Origin of the sequence: Clostridioides sp. ES-S-0190-01 (assembly GCF_020658275.1) — a bacterium.
Classification (GTDB): domain Bacteria; phylum Bacillota; class Clostridia; order Peptostreptococcales; family Peptostreptococcaceae; genus Clostridioides.
The window spans coordinates 141,790-160,252 of record NZ_JACVWA010000037.1 but is presented as its reverse complement, the minus strand read 5'-3'; the positions used below and the strand labels follow the sequence as shown (position 1 = coordinate 160,252).

General features: G+C 27.3%; 15 protein-coding genes. 12 read left to right on the top strand and 3 right to left on the bottom strand.

The window, feature by feature from the left end:
• Positions 1–19 precede the first annotated feature (19 nt).
• The 10 genes from IC214_RS13350 to IC214_RS13305 all read left to right on the top strand — a co-directional run bounded on the left by IC214_RS13350 (position 20) and on the right by IC214_RS13305 (position 14,148).
• A complete protein-coding gene (locus tag IC214_RS13350) occupies positions 20–1,105 on the top strand; it encodes a dihydroorotate dehydrogenase (protein ID WP_227434977.1) in 1,086 nt (361 codons plus the stop codon).
• 249 nt (positions 1,106–1,354) lie between these two features.
• Entirely contained in the window at positions 1,355–2,245 is an 891-nt protein-coding gene (locus IC214_RS13345) for a hypothetical protein (RefSeq protein WP_227866737.1), read from the top strand.
• 1,358 nt (positions 2,246–3,603) lie between these two features.
• Positions 3,604–4,956: a uracil-xanthine permease family protein gene (locus IC214_RS13340; protein WP_227823988.1), complete on the top strand. Its 1,353-nt coding sequence runs from the start codon at positions 3,604–3,606 to the stop codon at positions 4,954–4,956.
• Positions 4,957–5,063: 107 nt separating this feature from the next.
• Positions 5,064–5,852, top strand: coding sequence for an FAD binding domain-containing protein (locus IC214_RS13335; RefSeq protein ID WP_227866736.1), 789 nt, complete (start codon positions 5,064–5,066; stop codon positions 5,850–5,852).
• Positions 5,852–8,152, top strand: a complete 2,301-nt coding sequence (locus IC214_RS13330; protein ID WP_227862756.1) for a molybdopterin cofactor-binding domain-containing protein — start codon at positions 5,852–5,854, stop codon at positions 8,150–8,152. The genes IC214_RS13335 and IC214_RS13330 overlap by 1 nt, the downstream gene beginning before the upstream one ends.
• Positions 8,153–8,292: 140 nt before the next feature.
• On the top strand, positions 8,293–9,570 hold the full coding sequence (locus tag IC214_RS13325) for a transposase (protein WP_227866735.1): 1,278 nt from the start codon (positions 8,293–8,295) through the stop codon (positions 9,568–9,570).
• 201 nt (positions 9,571–9,771) lie between these two features.
• Entirely contained in the window at positions 9,772–10,500 is a 729-nt protein-coding gene (yqeC, locus tag IC214_RS13320) for a selenium cofactor biosynthesis protein YqeC (RefSeq protein WP_227434988.1), read from the top strand.
• 106 nt (positions 10,501–10,606) lie between these two features.
• Positions 10,607–11,176, top strand: a complete 570-nt coding sequence (gene mocA / locus IC214_RS13315) for a molybdenum cofactor cytidylyltransferase (protein ID WP_227845748.1) — start codon at positions 10,607–10,609, stop codon at positions 11,174–11,176.
• The gene (locus tag IC214_RS13310) at positions 11,173–12,192 is read left to right on the top strand and encodes a molybdopterin-binding protein (protein WP_227434991.1); all 1,020 of its coding nucleotides are present in this window, start codon (positions 11,173–11,175) and stop codon (positions 12,190–12,192) included. Before mocA ends, IC214_RS13310 begins: the two co-directional genes overlap by 4 nt.
• 330 nt (positions 12,193–12,522) lie before the next feature.
• Complete coding sequence (locus IC214_RS13305; RefSeq protein WP_227434992.1) at positions 12,523–14,148, top strand: ABC-F family ATP-binding cassette domain-containing protein; 1,626 nt, start codon at positions 12,523–12,525, stop codon at positions 14,146–14,148.
• Between the two features lie 307 nt (positions 14,149–14,455).
• Here the strand turns inward: IC214_RS13305 and IC214_RS13300 are convergent, their stop codons facing one another.
• Both IC214_RS13300 and IC214_RS13295 read right to left on the bottom strand, forming a co-directional pair.
• A complete protein-coding gene (locus tag IC214_RS13300; RefSeq protein WP_227482586.1) occupies positions 14,456–14,596 on the bottom strand; it encodes a hypothetical protein in 141 nt (46 codons plus the stop codon).
• A gap of 190 nt (positions 14,597–14,786) precedes the next feature.
• Positions 14,787–15,899 carry a tyrosine-type recombinase/integrase gene (locus IC214_RS13295; protein ID WP_227482587.1) on the bottom strand — a complete coding sequence of 371 codons (1,113 nt, stop codon included), beginning with the start codon at positions 15,897–15,899 and terminating at the stop codon, positions 14,787–14,789.
• A gap of 347 nt (positions 15,900–16,246) precedes the next feature.
• Here IC214_RS13295 and IC214_RS13290 point away from each other — a divergent pair, with 347 nt between their 5' ends.
• A complete protein-coding gene (locus IC214_RS13290) occupies positions 16,247–16,624 on the top strand; it encodes a BlaI/MecI/CopY family transcriptional regulator (RefSeq protein ID WP_227434997.1) in 378 nt (125 codons plus the stop codon).
• Between the two features lie 581 nt (positions 16,625–17,205).
• On the opposite strand, the gene IC214_RS13285 is transcribed toward IC214_RS13290, so the two are convergent.
• Positions 17,206–17,469 carry a hypothetical protein gene (locus IC214_RS13285; RefSeq protein ID WP_227434999.1) on the bottom strand — a complete coding sequence of 88 codons (264 nt, stop codon included), beginning with the start codon at positions 17,467–17,469 and terminating at the stop codon, positions 17,206–17,208.
• Between the two features lie 321 nt (positions 17,470–17,790).
• Between IC214_RS13285 and IC214_RS13280 the strand changes: the two genes are divergently transcribed.
• Positions 17,791–18,363, top strand: coding sequence for a hypothetical protein (locus IC214_RS13280; protein ID WP_227435000.1), 573 nt, complete (start codon positions 17,791–17,793; stop codon positions 18,361–18,363).
• Positions 18,364–18,463: the final 100 nt, after the last annotated feature.

Here is an 18,463-nt window from a genome sequence, read left to right as displayed (position 1 = left end):
TGAAAAGGGGAAGTAAATAATGTATAATTTTTTAGGGAAAGAATTAAAATCACCTTTTATAATAGGTTCAGGTCCGTTGACATATAGTGCAGCTGGATGTAAGATACTAAGTGATGCAGGAGCAGGAGCAGTTGTTACTAAGACAATAAGAAAAGAAAGAGCTATAAATCCAGCACCTCATATGGTGAGAAATACAGCTAATGCTCTTTTAAATAATGAGAAATGGACAGATTTTGAACCAGAGCAATGGATAGATTTTGAAATACCACAAATGAAAAAAGATGGAACTGTATGTATAGCTTCAGTAGGTCATACAATAGAAGAAAGTAGTGAACTAGTAGAAAAGATTGCAAATGCAGGAGCTGATTTTATAGAGCTGGTATCTTATGACTATAGAGATTTAATACCAATGCTTAAGGATGCGAAAGAAAGAGTGAATATACCAGTAATAGTTAAACTTCCTCCTATGATAGATGAAATAGGGGCTTTTGCTAAAAAATTAGAAGAAGCAGGAGCAGATGCAATAACTGCTTGTGATTCTGTAGGACCAGCACTTAGAATAGATATAGAAACTGGCCAACCTTTATTAGGTGGAAATGGAATTGGATATTTAAGTGGAGAAACTATTAAACCAATAACTCTACAAAGAATATATGAAATAAAAAAAGAGGTAAATATACCTATAATTGGATTAGGTGGATGTGTAAGTGGAGATGATGCTTTAGAGATGATTATGGCAGGTGCTGACTTCGTTGGTATATGTTCAGTAGTAATATTAAAAGGAGCTCAAGTAATAGCTAAAATACACAATGACCTAAATTCTAATCTTGACAGACTAGGATATAAAACTATAGAAAATGCTTGTGGGGTAGTACATAAGCATATGGGAGAGGTAAATGAAAGACTTAGTTTTGAATTTACTTATGATGAAGAAAAGTGTACTAAATGTAAGATGTGCGAGAGAGTGTGTGCATATCAAGCTAGAAAATTAAATGACAAGATGGAATTAAATGAAGGTGAATGTAGATATTGTGGTCTTTGTATATCAGTATGTAAACCAAAGGCACTTGGAAGAAAGATTTCATGTCCAGAATTAAATGCATAAGATGTTTTATAAAAAATATAACTTCAAAAGATAAAAATTTATATACAGATAAAGGATACCATATTAAAATGGTATCCTTTTGTTTGTAATTATTATTTTTAGATTTATATCTATATTAATTATTTTTTGTAGTAATTATACATAATAATTTTAATAATTAAATTTATAACAACTATTTTAGAGATATATGTTAACATTGTATAGCATTTGTATAAGATGTTATAATAATTAATAGGGATGGTGATGTAAGTGGAAGATAAAATTTTAGAATTATTACATATTATAAATAAAGATGTGGTTAGCATGAAAAATGACATGTCAGAAGTAAAACAAGAAATAAGTGTAATGAAAGAAGAAATAAGCGAAGTGAAACAAGAAATATGCATAATAAAAAATGACATGTCAGAAGTAAGACAAGAAGTAAGTGTGATGAAAAAAGAAATGAATGAAGTAAAACAAGAAGTAAGTGTAATGAAGAAGGAAATGAGTGAAGTAAAGCAAGAAGTAAGTGTAATGAAGAAGGAAATGAGTGAAGTAAAGCAAGAAGTAAGTGTAATGAAAAAAGAAATGAATGAAGTAAAACAAGAAGTAAGTGTAATGAAAGAAGAAATGAATGAAGTAAAACAAGAAGTAAGTATAATGAAGAAAGAAATGAGCGAAGTAAAACAAAAAATAAGTGTAATGAAAGAAGAAATGAATGAAGTAAAACAAGAAGTAAGTATGATGAAGAAAGAAATAAATGTAGTGAAAGAGAATTTACATGAAGTTAAATTAGAAATGAACTCTATGCAAAATCAAATAAGTAGTGCAAGTAAAGATATAAGTGAAATTAAAGCAGAAAGTATTATAGTTAATGAAAAACTATATGAAATAGATGTTAAAGTAGATGCCTTAGAATCTGAAGGAAAATCAATTAAAGAACAACAAATTGAACAAAATAGTATTTTAGGAAGTTTATTACATAACTCTGAAATAAATAAAGCTACTCATGATAATATGGAACATAGTATAGCACATATAAAAGGTGATACAAACTCCATAAAAGAAGATGTTTCAGAAATAAGAAGAGATTTAAATTTAGTAGAATTAGCTACAAGCAAAAATTGGAGCGATATTGTAAAATTAAAATCAGCTAGATAATCTTTTAATTACATTAACTTATCATCCATAAAAGTATAAACTTTCATATAAAAATAGATGCTTATAATAGTCTTACTATTTATTATAAATTTTAGAAATTAAAATAAAAATTTGAGAAAAGATCATTTGAAAAATACTTTTGGTCTTTTTTTTTATGTAATTATAAAAATATCATAAAAATAAAATTTAAAATTTGCTTAATAAAAAATTACAGAACAGTTGGAATAAGTAAATTTTTATCAAGGAAAGTATAAAAAAATTATTCTATGCAAATGTATGCAAATATTGGCATTAAAATTGCTGTATAGAAATAATAAATAGTAATGTACATAAAGATTGTATTATACAATAGTATTACTATTTTTAATTATAGATATTGGTTTATATCTATATGCTAGATAGAAACTTGTATGTTTTATGTTGCAGATACAAATATAGTAAAGGAGAGTACATGGGTACAACTGAGATACATAGCTTATTAAGTTTTTCTGTCTTATGATAATTATATTATAAAATATTCATAAATATTTTGATTTTCAATTTGAAAATTATTTTATGCTTAAATTAATTATTATGTAATTAATTTAATAACAAAAACAGTGAAAGAGTAAATAATATTATTTACAGGGGGTAATAAAAAAGTATATTAAATAAGTTGTACTTTTAGCCCCGTACATAAAGAAATTTATGTAGGACACAACTTTAAAACCAGTAAATCCTAAAGCCTTGCAACTACAATAAAAGATAGAAAGAAACTTTTATGAATGTGGTGAAAACCAGAAATAATAGCAAGGATGGTATATGGTGAGAGCCTAAGTACTTTACAATGGACATTTGGTCGCCAAGCCTAGAAATAGGAAGGTCAAACGACTATCTCGAAAGAGAGTACACTATAAGCTATTGATAGTGGAAACGGGTTGCTCTTAACAGGTAATGCTGAAGATGAAGAAATAGTCTACGCTCATATGAAAGTATGAGGTCACTTAAGATTAAAGTGGCATCTATAAAGTAGCGTTTATAGGTAAATGTTTAAAACTTACAAGATATAAATACTTATGAAAACTTATAACTTATAATGATTAAGATTGAAAGATTTAGATTGGATTAGAATTGTTGTAAAAAATTTTAAAGTCCATAGCTACAATACTCTTATATTTGTAAAGCACTATAGAACATATACAAAATAATAGAATAAATTTAATTGTTAATAATTAAATTTGTTGTACGTGATTTTTAAGTATAAAAACTTAAATGTATTACTGAGTATAGTAAGATTTATAAAAGTCATTTAATTTAATATATTAAATTTTTAAGTATTTATATAATTCAATAAGTTTTATGTAACGGGAGTTTTTATTATGAAAGCAAAAAGTACATCAAAATTTGAATTAGACGGAATACCACCACTAAAGGAAGCAATACCTTTGGGGTTACAACACTTAATGGCAATGGTAATAGGTAGCTGTTTACCAGCGATACTAGTTGCAAATGCGGCTGGACTTAATCATAAAATGTCTACACTATTAATTCAAGCTGCTTTAATTTTTGCAGGATTATCAACTTTGTTACAATTATATCCAATACCACTATTTAAAGGTTTTAAATTGGGAGGAGGAATACCAGTTATAATGGGAGCTACAGCAATGTTTATAGGAGCTGGAGTTTCTGTTGCAGGCAAGTATGGATTACCTGTCTTATTTGGCTCTCAAATAGTCGCTGGTATAGTGATAATCATAATTGGTTTTGGTCTTAAAAAAATAAGGTTTATATTTACCCCAGTCGTATCTGGTACTATAGTTGCATGTATGGGTCTTGGACTTTTTCCAATAGCTATAAAAAACTTAGCTGGAGGTATGGGTAATGAGACATTTGGACAACCAATTAATTTTATAGTTGGAATAGCTGTATCACTTATGATATTAGGATTAAATAAATATGGAAAAGGATTGTTTAAAGATGCATCAATATTAGTTAGCATAGTTTTTGGATATATTTTATCACTAATTTTGGGAATAGTAAATTTTTCTTCAATTCAAGAGTTTACTTTGGTTGCACTTCCAAAACCACTTGCTTTTGGATTGGATATAAAGCTTGAGGTTGTAGTAATGTTTTCAATAATATATTTGGTTGAAATAGCTGATATTATGGGAGCATGTACACTTTCTACAGTAGGAGGACTTAATAGACAAGTTACAGATGAAGAACTTTCTTCTGCTGTTTTAGGAAATGGAGTATTATCTACAATAGGAGCATTATTTTCTGCTACTCCAATGGGAATGTTTGGTCAGAATTCTGCAATCGTTTCTAATACAAAAATTATAAGTAAATTTGTATTAGCTATTGGAGGCATTGGATTATTTCTGGCGGGAGTATCACCTTTATTAGCTAATTTAATTAGAACAATACCTCCTTGTGTGGTTGGAGGAGCAACACTCGTAATATTTTCAACTCTTACAACATCTGGATTAAGACTTGTTAGTATGGATGGTTTTAATCAAGAAAATAGTATGATATTAGGTCTTTCTATGGCAACTGGGATAGGATTTATGGTAGTTCCTCAGGTTCTTGAAAAATCTCCAAAATTTATAGAAACACTACTTGCAGATTCAAGTGTAGTTTCAGGAGCTATGGTTGCTATAATAGTTCAAGGTTTATATATGATAAAATTTTCAAAAGGTAAGGACAATAAAAATAAAAAGGAAAATATATAGAGTAAAAAACTAATAGAATTAAATTAAGTTTACTATATATTTATAAAAATAAAGCAAAGTACTTAGTAGGTTTCAAGTTTTAATAAATATAATATAAGGGGGATAAGATGGTTACTATAAAAGAATATTCTGTTCCACAAAGCCTAGAAGAAGCATATAAAATTTTGATTTCTAAAAAAAATAATGTTATTTTAGGTGGTTGCGGATTTATAAAATTAAGCAATAAAAACATAGGAACAGCCATAGATTTAAAGGATATAAATCTAGACTATATAAAAGAGGATGAAAAAAATATACTAATAGGAGCAGATACATCTTTGAGAAGTTTAGAAATAAACAAAACTATTAAAAATTATTGTAGTGGAATAGTCTCAAGTGCTGTTTCTAATATAGTTGGTGTTCAATTTAGACAGGGTGCAAGAATTGGAGCTAGTGTATTTTCAAAGTATGGTTTTTCTGACTTGATTACAGCACTTTTAGTTGTTGGTGCGAAGGTAAGGTTATACAATAGTGGAATATTAGAGTTAAATGAGTTTTTGGATAGTGAATTAAATAAAGATATATTAATTGAGATAATACTTCCTAAGAAAGATGCAGTAGCTGTATTTGATTCAATAAGAAAGTGTACAGGAGATTTTGCTATATTAAATTCAGCTATGTTAAAAGAAAATGATACTTATAAAATAGCAATTGGAGCAAGACCTCAAAGAGCTAAATTAGCACTTGAAGCAAGTCAAATATTGAGCAAAGAAAAGGATATAGATAAAGCATCTATTATTGTAGGTAAAGAATTAATTTATGGAAGTAATATGAGGGCAAGTAAAGAATATAGAATAGATATGGCAAGTGCACTGCTTAAGAGGATGTATAGTGCTATTGAGGGAGGTAATAAATAATGATTAATAAGGGGATAAGAAAGATAGATAGTACAGCAATTGTGACAGGAAAGCCACTATATACTGAAGACCTTATTATGCATAAAGATGTTTTGACTCTTAAACTTCTTAGAAGTCCACATGCACATGCCAAAATAAAGAATATAGACACGTCAAAAGCTGAAAAAATTCCAGGAGTTGTAGGAATTTATACCTATAAAGATGTACCACAAGTTAGATATTGTGTTCCAGGTCAAACAGAACCAGAAGCATCTCCTTATGATAGAGTTTTACTTGAGGATACAGTTAGATTTGTTGGAGATGAGGTAGCATTAGTAGCAGCAGAAGATGAAAAAACTGCACTTAAAGCTTTAAAAATGATAAAAGTAGAGTATGAGATTTTAAAGCCTGTATTTAATGCAAAAGAAGCAGAAGGAAATGAAGTTATTATACATCCAGAACAAGATATAGTAGAACCGTATCCTTTTGGATTAGATGCAAAAAATAATATAGTATCAAAAGAGTTTTTCGAGTTTGGTGATGTTGAGGCTAAGCTTAAAGAAAGTGAATTTGTGGTAGAAGCATCATATAAGACTCAAAGTCAATCACATTGTATGATGGAAACTCATAGGTCATATGCATATAAAGATATAAATGATAGGATTGTTGTTGTGTCATCATTACAATCACCACACAATATAAAGAGAATACTTAGAAAAGTATTGGGGATTCCTTCTTCTAAAATAAGGGTGATAAAGCCTAGAATAGGTGGTGGATTTGGAGGAAAGAATATAGCAGCAACAGATATATTTACTGCATTTGTGACTATGAAAACTGGAAGACCAGCAAAATTTGTCTTTACAAGAAGTGAAACCTTTGTAGGTTCTAATAGTAGGCATGAAATGTTTTTTGATGTTAGAGTAGGTGCAGACAAAGAAGGAAATTTAAAGGCGATAGAATTAAAGTCACTAAATAATACAGGTGCCTATGGTGGTAATGGAGTTTCTGTTTCTTCAGAATCAGGTCATAATACATTACCAATATATAATGATATTGATGCTGTTAGATTTGATGCTAGAACAGTATATACTAATAGATTACCAGCAGGTGCACTTAGAGGTTATGGAGCTACACAAGGCATATTTGCAATAGATAGTGCTATTGATGAATTAGCCAATAAGATTGGTATAGATCCTCTTGAATTTAGAGTTAAAAACATAATAGATAGGTACACTAATGGAAAAGCAGCAGAAGAAGAAATTCTAAGCTGTGAATTAAAACAGTGTATAGAAAAAGGGAAAAAATTAATTAATTGGGATGATAAATACCCATGTAAAGATATAGGTAATAACAAGGTAAGAGCAGTAGGAATGGCAGTGGCAAATCATGGTTCTGGTATACCACGTGTAGATATGGCAACAGTGACTATACGAATGGACGAAGATGGGACATATAAGTTATTATCTGGTCTTGCTGATTTAGGTCAAGGTGCTGATACAATTCAAGCACAAATTGCTGCAGAGACTTTAAATACGACTGTAGATAGAATATCTGTTTATACAGGTGATTCAGACCTATGTCCATATGATACAGGTGCGTTTGCTTCTTGTACTACAACAGTTACAGGAAATGCAACAATAAAAACAGCAAATAAATTAAAAGAAATAATACTTTCAGTAGCAGAATCAAAACTAGAGTCTAAAAAAGAGGATTTAGAGTTAAGTAAAGATAGAGTTTTTGTTAAGAATGATGAGAGTAAATTTGTGTTATTAGAGGAATTAGGAAGAGAGTCAGTTGGAGGTATAGGGTTTTCAAGTGACGATGTACCAGTTGTTTTAGAAGCAACAGAATCATTTGGTATGTTAAAAAGAATAAAACCATTTATAGCAGGATTTGCTGAAATAGAACTAGATAAAAATACAGGAGAATATAAGGTAATAAATTTTGCATGTGTACCTGACTGTGGTACGGTTATAAATCCAACATTAGCGAGAATACAAGTAGAAGGTGGAGTAATGATGGGGATAGGGTTTGCAATGTATGAAGACCCTAAATTTGATAAAGATGGAAAGTTATTGACAGACAGTTTCTTGCAGTATAAGGTTCCTACAAAAAAAGAAGTAGGAAATATATTAGTAGATTTTGCTGATAATTTTGACCCAGGAGGGCCTTATGGAGCTAAATCTTTAGGAGAAATAGTTATACATACGCCAGCACCAGCAATTGCAAATGCAATTTTTAATGCTACTGGAGTTCGTATAAGAGAGCTTCCTATAACTTTTGAAAAAGTGTACATGGGGATGAAAAACAACAACAAATAAATTTAATAAATGATATACTATAAAAGTATAAATTTAAGTTATTTTGCAAAATAAAGTAATTTAATAGACATTATATATGGTGCTTTATAAAAATACCATATATAATGTCTAATAGAGTAGGAGTTAAAGGAGGTGAGTTTATGCCAAATAGAACAAAAAACATACATTATGGGACTCAGAGACAACAATTAAAAAATTTAACTAAGAAAGAATATCAGGCTTTGCGAGAGATGTGCTTTTTAGCAAAGAACTTGTATAATGTTGGTACATATAATGTCAGACAACACTACTTTAATCAAGGGGAGCATCTTAATTATGAAGCCAATTATCACGTATGTAAAGAAAATGAAAACTATAAACTACTCAATAGTAATGTAGCACAACAAATACTAAAAGAAGTTGATAGTTCATTTAGGTCATTTTTTGGTTTAATTAAATTAGCTAAAGAAGGCAAGTATGATTTTAGAGGAATAAAGTCACCTAAGTATTTAGATAAAGAAGGATTTTTTAGTATAATAATAGGACAAATAAGAATTAAAGATGATGGAATTTTAAATGTGCCTATGTCTCCCGTATTTAAAAAAATGTATGGAAAGGTGAGTATAAAAGTTCCAAATAATATATTAGACAAAAAAGTTAAGGAAATAAGAATAATACCTAAACATAAGGCTAGGTTCTTTGAAATTCAGTATTGTTATGAAATACCGAAATCAGAGGAAGTTTCAAATAAAAAAAATGCACTGGCAATAGATTTAGGTTTAGAAAACTTATGTACTTGTACTACCAACTTAGGTGATAGTTTTATTATAGATGGAAGAAGGCTTAAGTCTGTGAACCAATGGGCAAATAAGCAAAATGATAAAATAGAGGCTTTAAAATTAAAAAAGAATATAAGTTTAATTACAAGAAAACAATTTAAAGTATGGAATAAAAGAAATAATCAGGTTAAAGACTATGTAAATAAAACTTGCTTTTACATAATTGACTACTGTGTAAAAAATAATATTGGCAATTTGATTGTAGGATATAATGCTAAGTTAGAAAAAAGTGATAATATGGAAAAGAAAATATATAGAAATTTTATAAGAATTCCTTTTGGAGAGATAAAAGGAAAACTAGAGTATCTATGTAAAATAAAAAATATTAATTTCATTAGACAAGAAGAAAGTTATACTAGTAAATCAGATTTTTTTGCCAATGATTATCTTCCTGATATTAATTTGGATGATGTACAGAAACACAAATTTAAGGGAGAAAGAATAACACGTGGTCAATATAAATCTAGTATGGGTATGATTATAAATGCGGATGTAAATGCAAGTCTTAATATATTAAAAAAATCACAAATAGTTGATTTATCTTACTTGCAGAATAATCCTCAGATGTTAAAGCAACCACAAAGAATAAGAATATCTTAATAATAATTAAAAGATAAACTGATAGCGTATAAGCTTACAGCTTAGCGGCGAATTGGATCCGCCTTGTTGTTTACAACAGAATCTATTTACTTTTTAGTTTATAGAATTTCAAAAATCACTTTTACTAAAACAGTTAAATTATAAATTTCAAATAAATCAAATTTAGGATATTTAAAAGAAATATTTATGAGAGGTGAAAGTGTGAAATTATCAGATATGATAGGAGCAAATGAAATAATAACTGTAGTTGGAGCAGGAGGAAAAACTTCATTTATAAAATACTTTGCGAATTTTTATAGAGATAAGCTAAAAGTTTTACTTACAACAACTACTAAAATATATTTACCTGATGAAAAAGACTATGACAATATATTTATGACAATAGATGGAACTTCTATTCCATCTATTTGTTATGGAGTAACAGTATGTGGAAGCTGTATAAATAATGAAAATAAAATAGTAGGAATCAAGTTATCTGATTTAGAAAAAATGATAGACAAATTTGATTTGGTATTGATAGAAGGTGATGGTTCAAAGAGAAAAAAACTTAAAGGTTGGAATGATGGAGAACCAGTAGTATATTGTAAAACTACAAAAACTATAGGTATATTAGATATAACTTCATTTGGAATGGATATTAATGAAGAAAATATACATAGGTTAGATGAATTTAAAAAAATAACTAATTTAAATATGCGTAATATAAATGATAATTCTACAGTAAATCTTGATAATTTAAAAAATGTAGTATTAAATCCAAAAGGATTGTTTAAAAATTATCATGGTAAAAAAATATTATTTATTAATAAAGTCGAAAATGAAATGTATGAAAGTTTAGCTATAAATTTAATTAAAATTATTAAAGAGCATGAAAGTGAAATAGACATATTTTATGGAAGTATAAAACAAAATTTTTGTATAAGATATTGAAGTATTAAAATAATTTATGTGATATTATATATATAGATAATATCAATAAAGATACTATAAAATCATAACAATATCAATACATTATAAATGTTAAGGAATGATATATATGATAAATGCAGTAATAATGGCGTCAGGATTTGCCAGAAGAATGGGAGAAAATAAACTTTTACTGGAATATGATGGATGTTCTATAATAGAACATGTACTTAAAGCAGTTAGTAAAATTAATTTTCATCAAGTTGTAGTTGTAAGTCAATATAAAGAAGTTTTAGCATTGTGCAATAAATATGGCTTTAAATATGTAGATAATAAAGATGCAAATATAGGTCAGAGTGAATCCATAAAATTGGGCATTTTAAATAGCTCAAAATGTGATGGATATATGTTTTTTGTGGGAGACCAACCATTTATTGATGATTTATATATAGATAAAATTATAAATACTTTTAAATTAGATAGAGATTTTATAGTAATTCCAAGATGCAAAGATGTATGTGGAAATCCAGTTATATTTCCATTTAGCAAAAAGAAGGAATTGTTGGCACTTAAAGAAGATGAAAAAGGGAAAACTATTTTAAAAAATTCATCAAAAATAAAATATGTAGAAGTTCCCGAAAAAATGTTATTAGATATTGATACAAAAGTGGATTATGAAAGAATAGGGGGCAAATTATGAAATTAATAAAAACTATAGATGCTGTTGGACAAGTTTTATGTCATGACATTACTCAAATAATACCAGGAGAATTTAAAGGAAGAAAATTTAAAAAGGGACATGTAGTAAAAGAAGAAGACATTCCAGTTTTATTATCTCTTGGTAAAGACAACTTATATGTATGGGAAAAATCAGAGGGAATGATTCATGAAAATGAAGGAGCTTTATTTTTAAAAGAATTAACTGCTGGAGAAAATTTAGATTTCAGTGAAATAAAAGAAGGAAAGATAGATTTTATAGCAGCATGTGATGGGCTTTTAAAAATAGATGTCGATGCACTTTTTGATTTAAATTGTGTTGGCGAAATAATGATGGCAACTCTTCATAATAATTTTGTAGTAAATAAAGGGTTGAAAGTAGCTGGAACAAGAGTCATACCTTTAGTTATAGATGAGAAAAAACTAGAAGAGGCAAAAAAAGTACTTGATAACAGAAAGATAGTCAATGTGATACCTTTTAAACCTAAAAAAGTAGGAATTGTTACCACTGGTAATGAAGTGTTTTACAGTAGAATTGTTGATAAATTTGGACCAGTAATAGAAGAAAAAGTAAAGGGGTTTGGATGTGAAGTTATAGGTCAAACTATATGTCCAGATGATAAAGATATCATAAAAAATGCAATAAAAGAATTTATAAGTCAAGGAGCAGAACTTATCTGTTGTACTGGTGGAATGAGTGTAGACCCAGATGATGTCACACCAACAGCTATAAAAGAGACTGGAGCTGATTTAGTTACATATGGGTCACCAATATTACCAGGAGCAATGTTTTTACTTGCTTACTATGGAGAAGTCCCAATTATGGGTATACCAGGGTGTGCAATGTATCATAAAACTACAGTGTTTGATATAGTTCTATCTAGGATTTTAATAGATGAAAAACTTGACAAATATGATATAGCTAAATATGGTCATGGTGGTCTTTGTATGAACTGTGATGTATGTACTTACCCTGCATGTAATTTTGCTAAAATATAAAACCATAAAAATAGAGTACTTACAAACTTAGGTACTCTTTTTAAGTATTAATTATACAGAAAATATCTTTTTACTAATAGCTAAAACAGTTTAAAGATTCAAATAAAGTATTTAGAGTGTGTAAAAGAATTAATAAAGTTGCAATTTGATTTTTTTATAAGTATAATATAATAGATTGTTAATTTTTATGAAACTTACAATCTTTAATACAATTTTAATAAATATTTCACGAATTTGGTATAAAAAATATGCTGTTTACGTGAGAATAAAAATGTTATCAAAATTTTATGATAAAATAAATTATGAACAAAAAGAAAGGAAAATACATTAATGTTACAAGTTACAGGTGTTGGACTTAGATTTGGTGATAAGGAACTATTTAAAGATGTTAACTTAAAATTCACTAAAGGAAATTGCTATGGAATAATAGGAGCTAATGGTGCGGGAAAATCTACTTTTTTAAAAATATTATCAGGAGAAATAGAACCAAATACAGGGAATGTGTCTATAACTGATAAAGAAAGAATGTCAGTTTTAAAACAGGACCACTTCGAATATGAGGAAGAAACTGTTTTAAATGTTGTTATAAGAGGTCATGAAAGACTTTGGAGTATAATGCATGAAAAAGATGCTTTATATATGAAAGAAGATTTCAGCGAAGAAGATGGAATAAAAGCTGCTGAACTTGAAGGTGAGTTTGCAGAACTTGATGGATGGGATGCAGAAACTAACGCTGAAAAAATACTTATGGGTCTTGGTATAACTAAGGATATGCATTACAAACAAATGAAAGAATTAGTTGGTGGAGAGAAGGTTAAAGTGTTATTAGCACAATCACTTTTTGGAAAACCTGAAATACTATTAATGGATGAGCCTACAAACCACTTGGATTTTAAATCAATAAATTGGTTAAATAATTTTATAATGGATTTAGAAGAGTCTATAGTTATAATAGTATCACATGATAGACATTTCTTAAATCAAATATGTACTAATATAGTTGATGTTGACTTTGGTAAAATACAGATGTATGTTGGAAACTACGACTTCTGGTATGAATCAAGTCAATTAGCATTACAACTTGCTAAAGACCAAAACAAAAAGACTGAGGAAAAGATAGCTCAATTAAAGGAATTCATAGCTAGATTTAGTTCTAATGCTTCAAAAGCTAAACAAGCTACATCTAGAAAGAAACAATTAGACAAATTAGAAATTGAAGATATACAACCATCAAGAAGAAGATATCCATATGTAGGATTTACACCTGCTAGGGAAATTGGTAATGAAGTTTTAGAAGTACACAATTTAACTAAAACTATAGATGGAGTTAAAGTACTTGATAATGTTTCATTTAGATTGGATAGAGATGACAAAGTAGTATTTATGGGTGATGAAATAGCTACTACTGCACTTTTAAATATAGTTATGGGAGAACTTGAACCAGATAGTGGAGAATATAAATGGGGAGTAACTACTTCTCAAGATTATCTTCCAAAAAACCATAATAAGTTTTTTGATGGAGTAGAGTATTCTCTAGTTGACTGGCTTAGACAGTTTTCTGAAGAAAAAAGTGAGAGTTTTATAAGAGGATTTTTAGGTAGAATGTTATTCTCTGGAGAAGAAGCTTTAAAAGAAGCTCAAGTTATATCTGGAGGAGAAAAAGTCAGATGTATGCTTAGTAAGCTAATGCTTTCAAATGCAAATGTACTTGTGTTAGATGACCCTACTAACCACTTAGACTTAGAAAGTATAACTTCTGTTAACAAAGGACTTGAAAAATTCCCTGGGGTGCTTTTATTTACTTCTCATGACCATGAGTTTATATCTACTATAGCAAATAGAATTATAGAGATAACTCCAAATGGAATAATGGATAGAAAGATGGATTTTGATGAGTATTTAGAAAGTAAAGAGATACAAGACCAATTAGCTAAAATGTATGGGAAAGATAAATAATTGTTAGTTTAAATATTATTTTTACTAATTATAATTATTAGAATAAAAACCTTTTAATGTTTGAGAATACGCTATAGAAGTATGTAGGTATTTAATCAAATATTAGGAGGTTTTTTATTTAGTATATATATTGTAGTAAATAGGGTTGTAGAGATAACTCAAACAGAACTACGGATAGAAAGATGTATGGATTTTTATTATAAAAAGTACATGTCTCCAAATCAAAATTGATTGTTTACATTGGGTCAAATTACAATAATGTTTGGAGACATAATAAGAAAAAGTTATATAATATAATTTCATAAGTCTATAGACATTCTCTTTTATGATAATGTATTTTTTGTAAGGTTATAGGTGTTACTTTTTCATCATAAAAATCTTCTGCTTTACTAGTAACAATACCACCTAAGCTACAAATGATTTTAACTGTTGTGTTACGTGCTTCCATAAAAATTTCATCAACATCTTGAGAAAATAAATTAAGTTTATAACGCTAAAACTATTTTGTAATAAATATATTTTAACTCTTCTATTATAAAATTAAATTTGAATATTAATTTAACTTTAATTTTATTAGTAGTAAAAATTAATTTTATAGATGATAAAGGCTAGAGTAGTTATAATTAAAAAATGTAATATTAGTTGGCATTAAATAAGTTCTCAGAAATTTTGTCAGATGCTTCTTTATCCATTTCTTTTAGAACATGGGAATAAACATTTAAGGTTGTATTTATATTTGAATGACCAACTCTTTCTGAGATAACTTTTATAGGTACCTTAGAATTTATAAGTAAAGTAACATGTGAATGTCTTAAATCATGAAATCTAATGTGTGGCAAGTCATTCTTTTCTAAAAATCTTTTGAATTTTTTACTCATAACATCTTCAGCAATAGGTTCACATTTTTTATTGAAAAATAACAAGTCATGACTATTTCTAATAGAAGACTTTAATAAGTTTTTATTTTGTTTTATCTTATATTCCTTTAGTAAAAAGATTAATTCCTTTGGAGCAGATATTTTTCTAATAGAGCTTTCAGTCTTTGGTTCTTTAAGAATTACAGAGCCATTAATTCGAGCTGTTATCTTATTTACAGTTATTGTATTCTCTTCAAAATCAATATTATCCCAAGTTAAACCTAAAACTTCTGAAATTCTAAGACCTAAACCAACTGCTAAATTAATAGGTAATTCCATATATGTATTTTTTGACAATTTCAACAATTTTATCATTTGTTCTTTGTCATAAATTTCATTTTTAAATTTTTTATATCTTGGAGCTTCTATATTATCCATAATATTTTCTTTTACTAATTTGAGTCTATATGCTCTTTTTATTGCAAGTTTCAATATATTTATATGAATCTTAATTGATTGAGGATTCAATTTATGAGATAGTTTATCAATGTAGTTCTGTATATGAATTGGATGTAAATCCTGTATTTTATATTTACCAATAGAGGGATTAATATAATTCTTACAAATACTAACATAATTGTTGTATGTAGCTAATGATATATTTTCACTGTACTTTTTTAAAAAATCTAATAGAAATTCTGAGACAGTGATTTCGTTTGGAATTAAAAAGCCATCTTTATACAGACTTTCCTTTACTTCATTTAACCTTTTGCTCGCATCTCTTTTTTTATCAAAAATACCCATGTTCTTTTGTTTTCTTTTTCCAGTATCTTCATCTGTAAATTCAAGATAAACTACATAATTCTTGTTTCGTTTTCTAATAAATGCATTCATATATAACCCACCAATCAAAATTTTATACATTTATTATAACATATGGATAAACTCAAAAATAGTTTTTGAAATAAATTTATGGCTATTTCAAATATTGATATTTATTGATTATAAAATGAGTATATTATCTTAAATATTAGAATTTTAATTTGATAATCTGTTATACTTATATATATAAATAAAATTTATTATTTACTTTTGGGTTTTTTATGTTTGATTGGTACTGAAAATATAAGTTTTTTATATTAATAAATTTGAATTGTATATTTTGAATAAAACCTTTGACTGGGAAAGTTTATTAATATAGTATTTAATTATGTATAAGTTTGAGAGGAGTGTAAAATCATATGACTATTACTAAAATACCACCAGCGGAATTAAAGGTCATGAAATTTATTTGGGGATCAGATTTTACAGTAACATCAAAAGATGTCATTGAAGCTATGGAAAAACTATATGATTGGAAGCAAACTACAACACTAACACTTTTATCAAGATTAGTAAATAAGAAGTTCTTGGATGCTAAAAAGATAGATAGACATACACATTATACAGTTATTATTGGAGAAGCTGAATATTTACATTTTGAAACAAAAACTTTTCTAGATAATATGCATGGAAGTTCTATTGAAAGCTTTATGAAAGCATTGTTCAAAAAGGGGGTAAATGAGGAGGAATTAAATTCTGTTGAAAAATGGGTAAAAGACATTAAGAAAGATGAATAGTTTGTTTGAGATCAATAGCAAGAATAACTTTAAACATATATTTTTTGTAGTAATTGTATGTTTAAATGTATGAACATTTAAGCATTTAATAGTATATAAAAACTAAGGCTTATTAGTTATTTTTAAGATGAATTTAATTATCATAAAATAAATAGTTTTTACAATAATTAGTAAAATGAATTAAAAGTGAAGTAAACTGTAAAATACATAGATTTATTTATTAAGTATCCCTAGTTTTCTAATGCATTTTAATACTATAAGTCTAATATAAAATCAAATTTATTGATATTTAATTTTATATTAGACTTATAGTTAATCGGAGCTTAGCTAAATATCGATTATTAAAATAGAAAACTAAAATTTTTTTATTATTTATACAAATTGATTATTTTTTAGGTATATTAAAAGTTGTAATTTTATTTTTATATTGATTATTTATAGTATATTAAATGACAATGTATTAGATTATCTTGTTGTTTAAATAAGTATTTATAAGTATAAAATAAATATTACTAAAATAGATATTAATAGCCATTAAAATAAAAAGAAAAGTTCCTAATTTTTAGGAACTTTTTATTTGTTTAGTATAATGTATGAGTTTTTGCTTCAGCAATAGCTCTTGCTGCACTTTTAGGATTTTCTATATTCTCTTTTTTATAGAAATTAATTACTTCTTCTAAATCTTTATTTTCAATGTCATCTTTTCTATTTTCAAGAATATAATTTATGATTGATTCGTTTATAAAGTTTGATAAATCTGTATTTTCATTATTAGTCATTTTGTATACTTCTTGTAATAAAATTTCATTAACTTCAACTGTAATTTGTTTTGTATTTTTTATCATATTAATCACCTCTTAAAAAAATTATAGCATTTTAAAAAAATAAAATCAATATGTTTTAAAATTATAGAATTTTAATTCTTAAATTCTTAAAAATAGAAAAATTAAATAGAAGTAGTTTTGAGTTATTAAAAAGATTAATAAAAAAAATATTTAGTCATAAAAGCCTTATACTATATGATTCTAAGATGAAGGATTTATAAAGGTTTAGGGTGAATTAAGTATAAGACAACTTCTTAAAGCAAATGAGTATGGCATTTAAATCTAAATGTAGACATATAATATTAAATATGCTAATATATCAAAATAATAAGGGGGGAATTTATGAAGCTTAAAGAAGCATTGATTACATGTGTTGTATGTAGTGTATGTTTAACTCCATTATTGGTAAATGGAGAAACAAAAATAGATGCAGAGCATTGTAAAGAATCTATAGTAAATATAGATACTATAGTAACTTCAGGTAAAAACTTTAATTCTAAATATAATCAAGGTATGGAAGACTATAAAAGCAGTGATGAGTATAAATTGAAAGTGCAAAAAGAGAGACTAGAAAACCAGCTAGGAATCAAAATAAAGGATTTAATTCCTATAACATTTGAAGTGAGTTATTATACCAGCCTTAACCAAGAAAATGGATATGGAGCTATAACTGCTACAGGAGATGATTTAGAAGATGGTTTTGTGGCAAACAATCACTTAAGTTTTGGAACTAAGATTATTGTAGATGGTAAAGTAAAAACCGTTATGGATAGGGGGTCTAGTAAGTATTTTAGTAATTCTAATGCGATAGATGTATTTGTACCCAAATGGAGTAACGAAAGTGAATCAGAGTATTATGACAGGGTTAATAATATGGGAAGGCACTATAAAAAAGGATACATCATTATGGAATAATAGTTCTTCTTCAAGTAATATGTATTGATTGCAATATTTATTACATATATAATAGATATTAAGTTAATTAATACAACAATGTATATTACTGGGAGGGCAA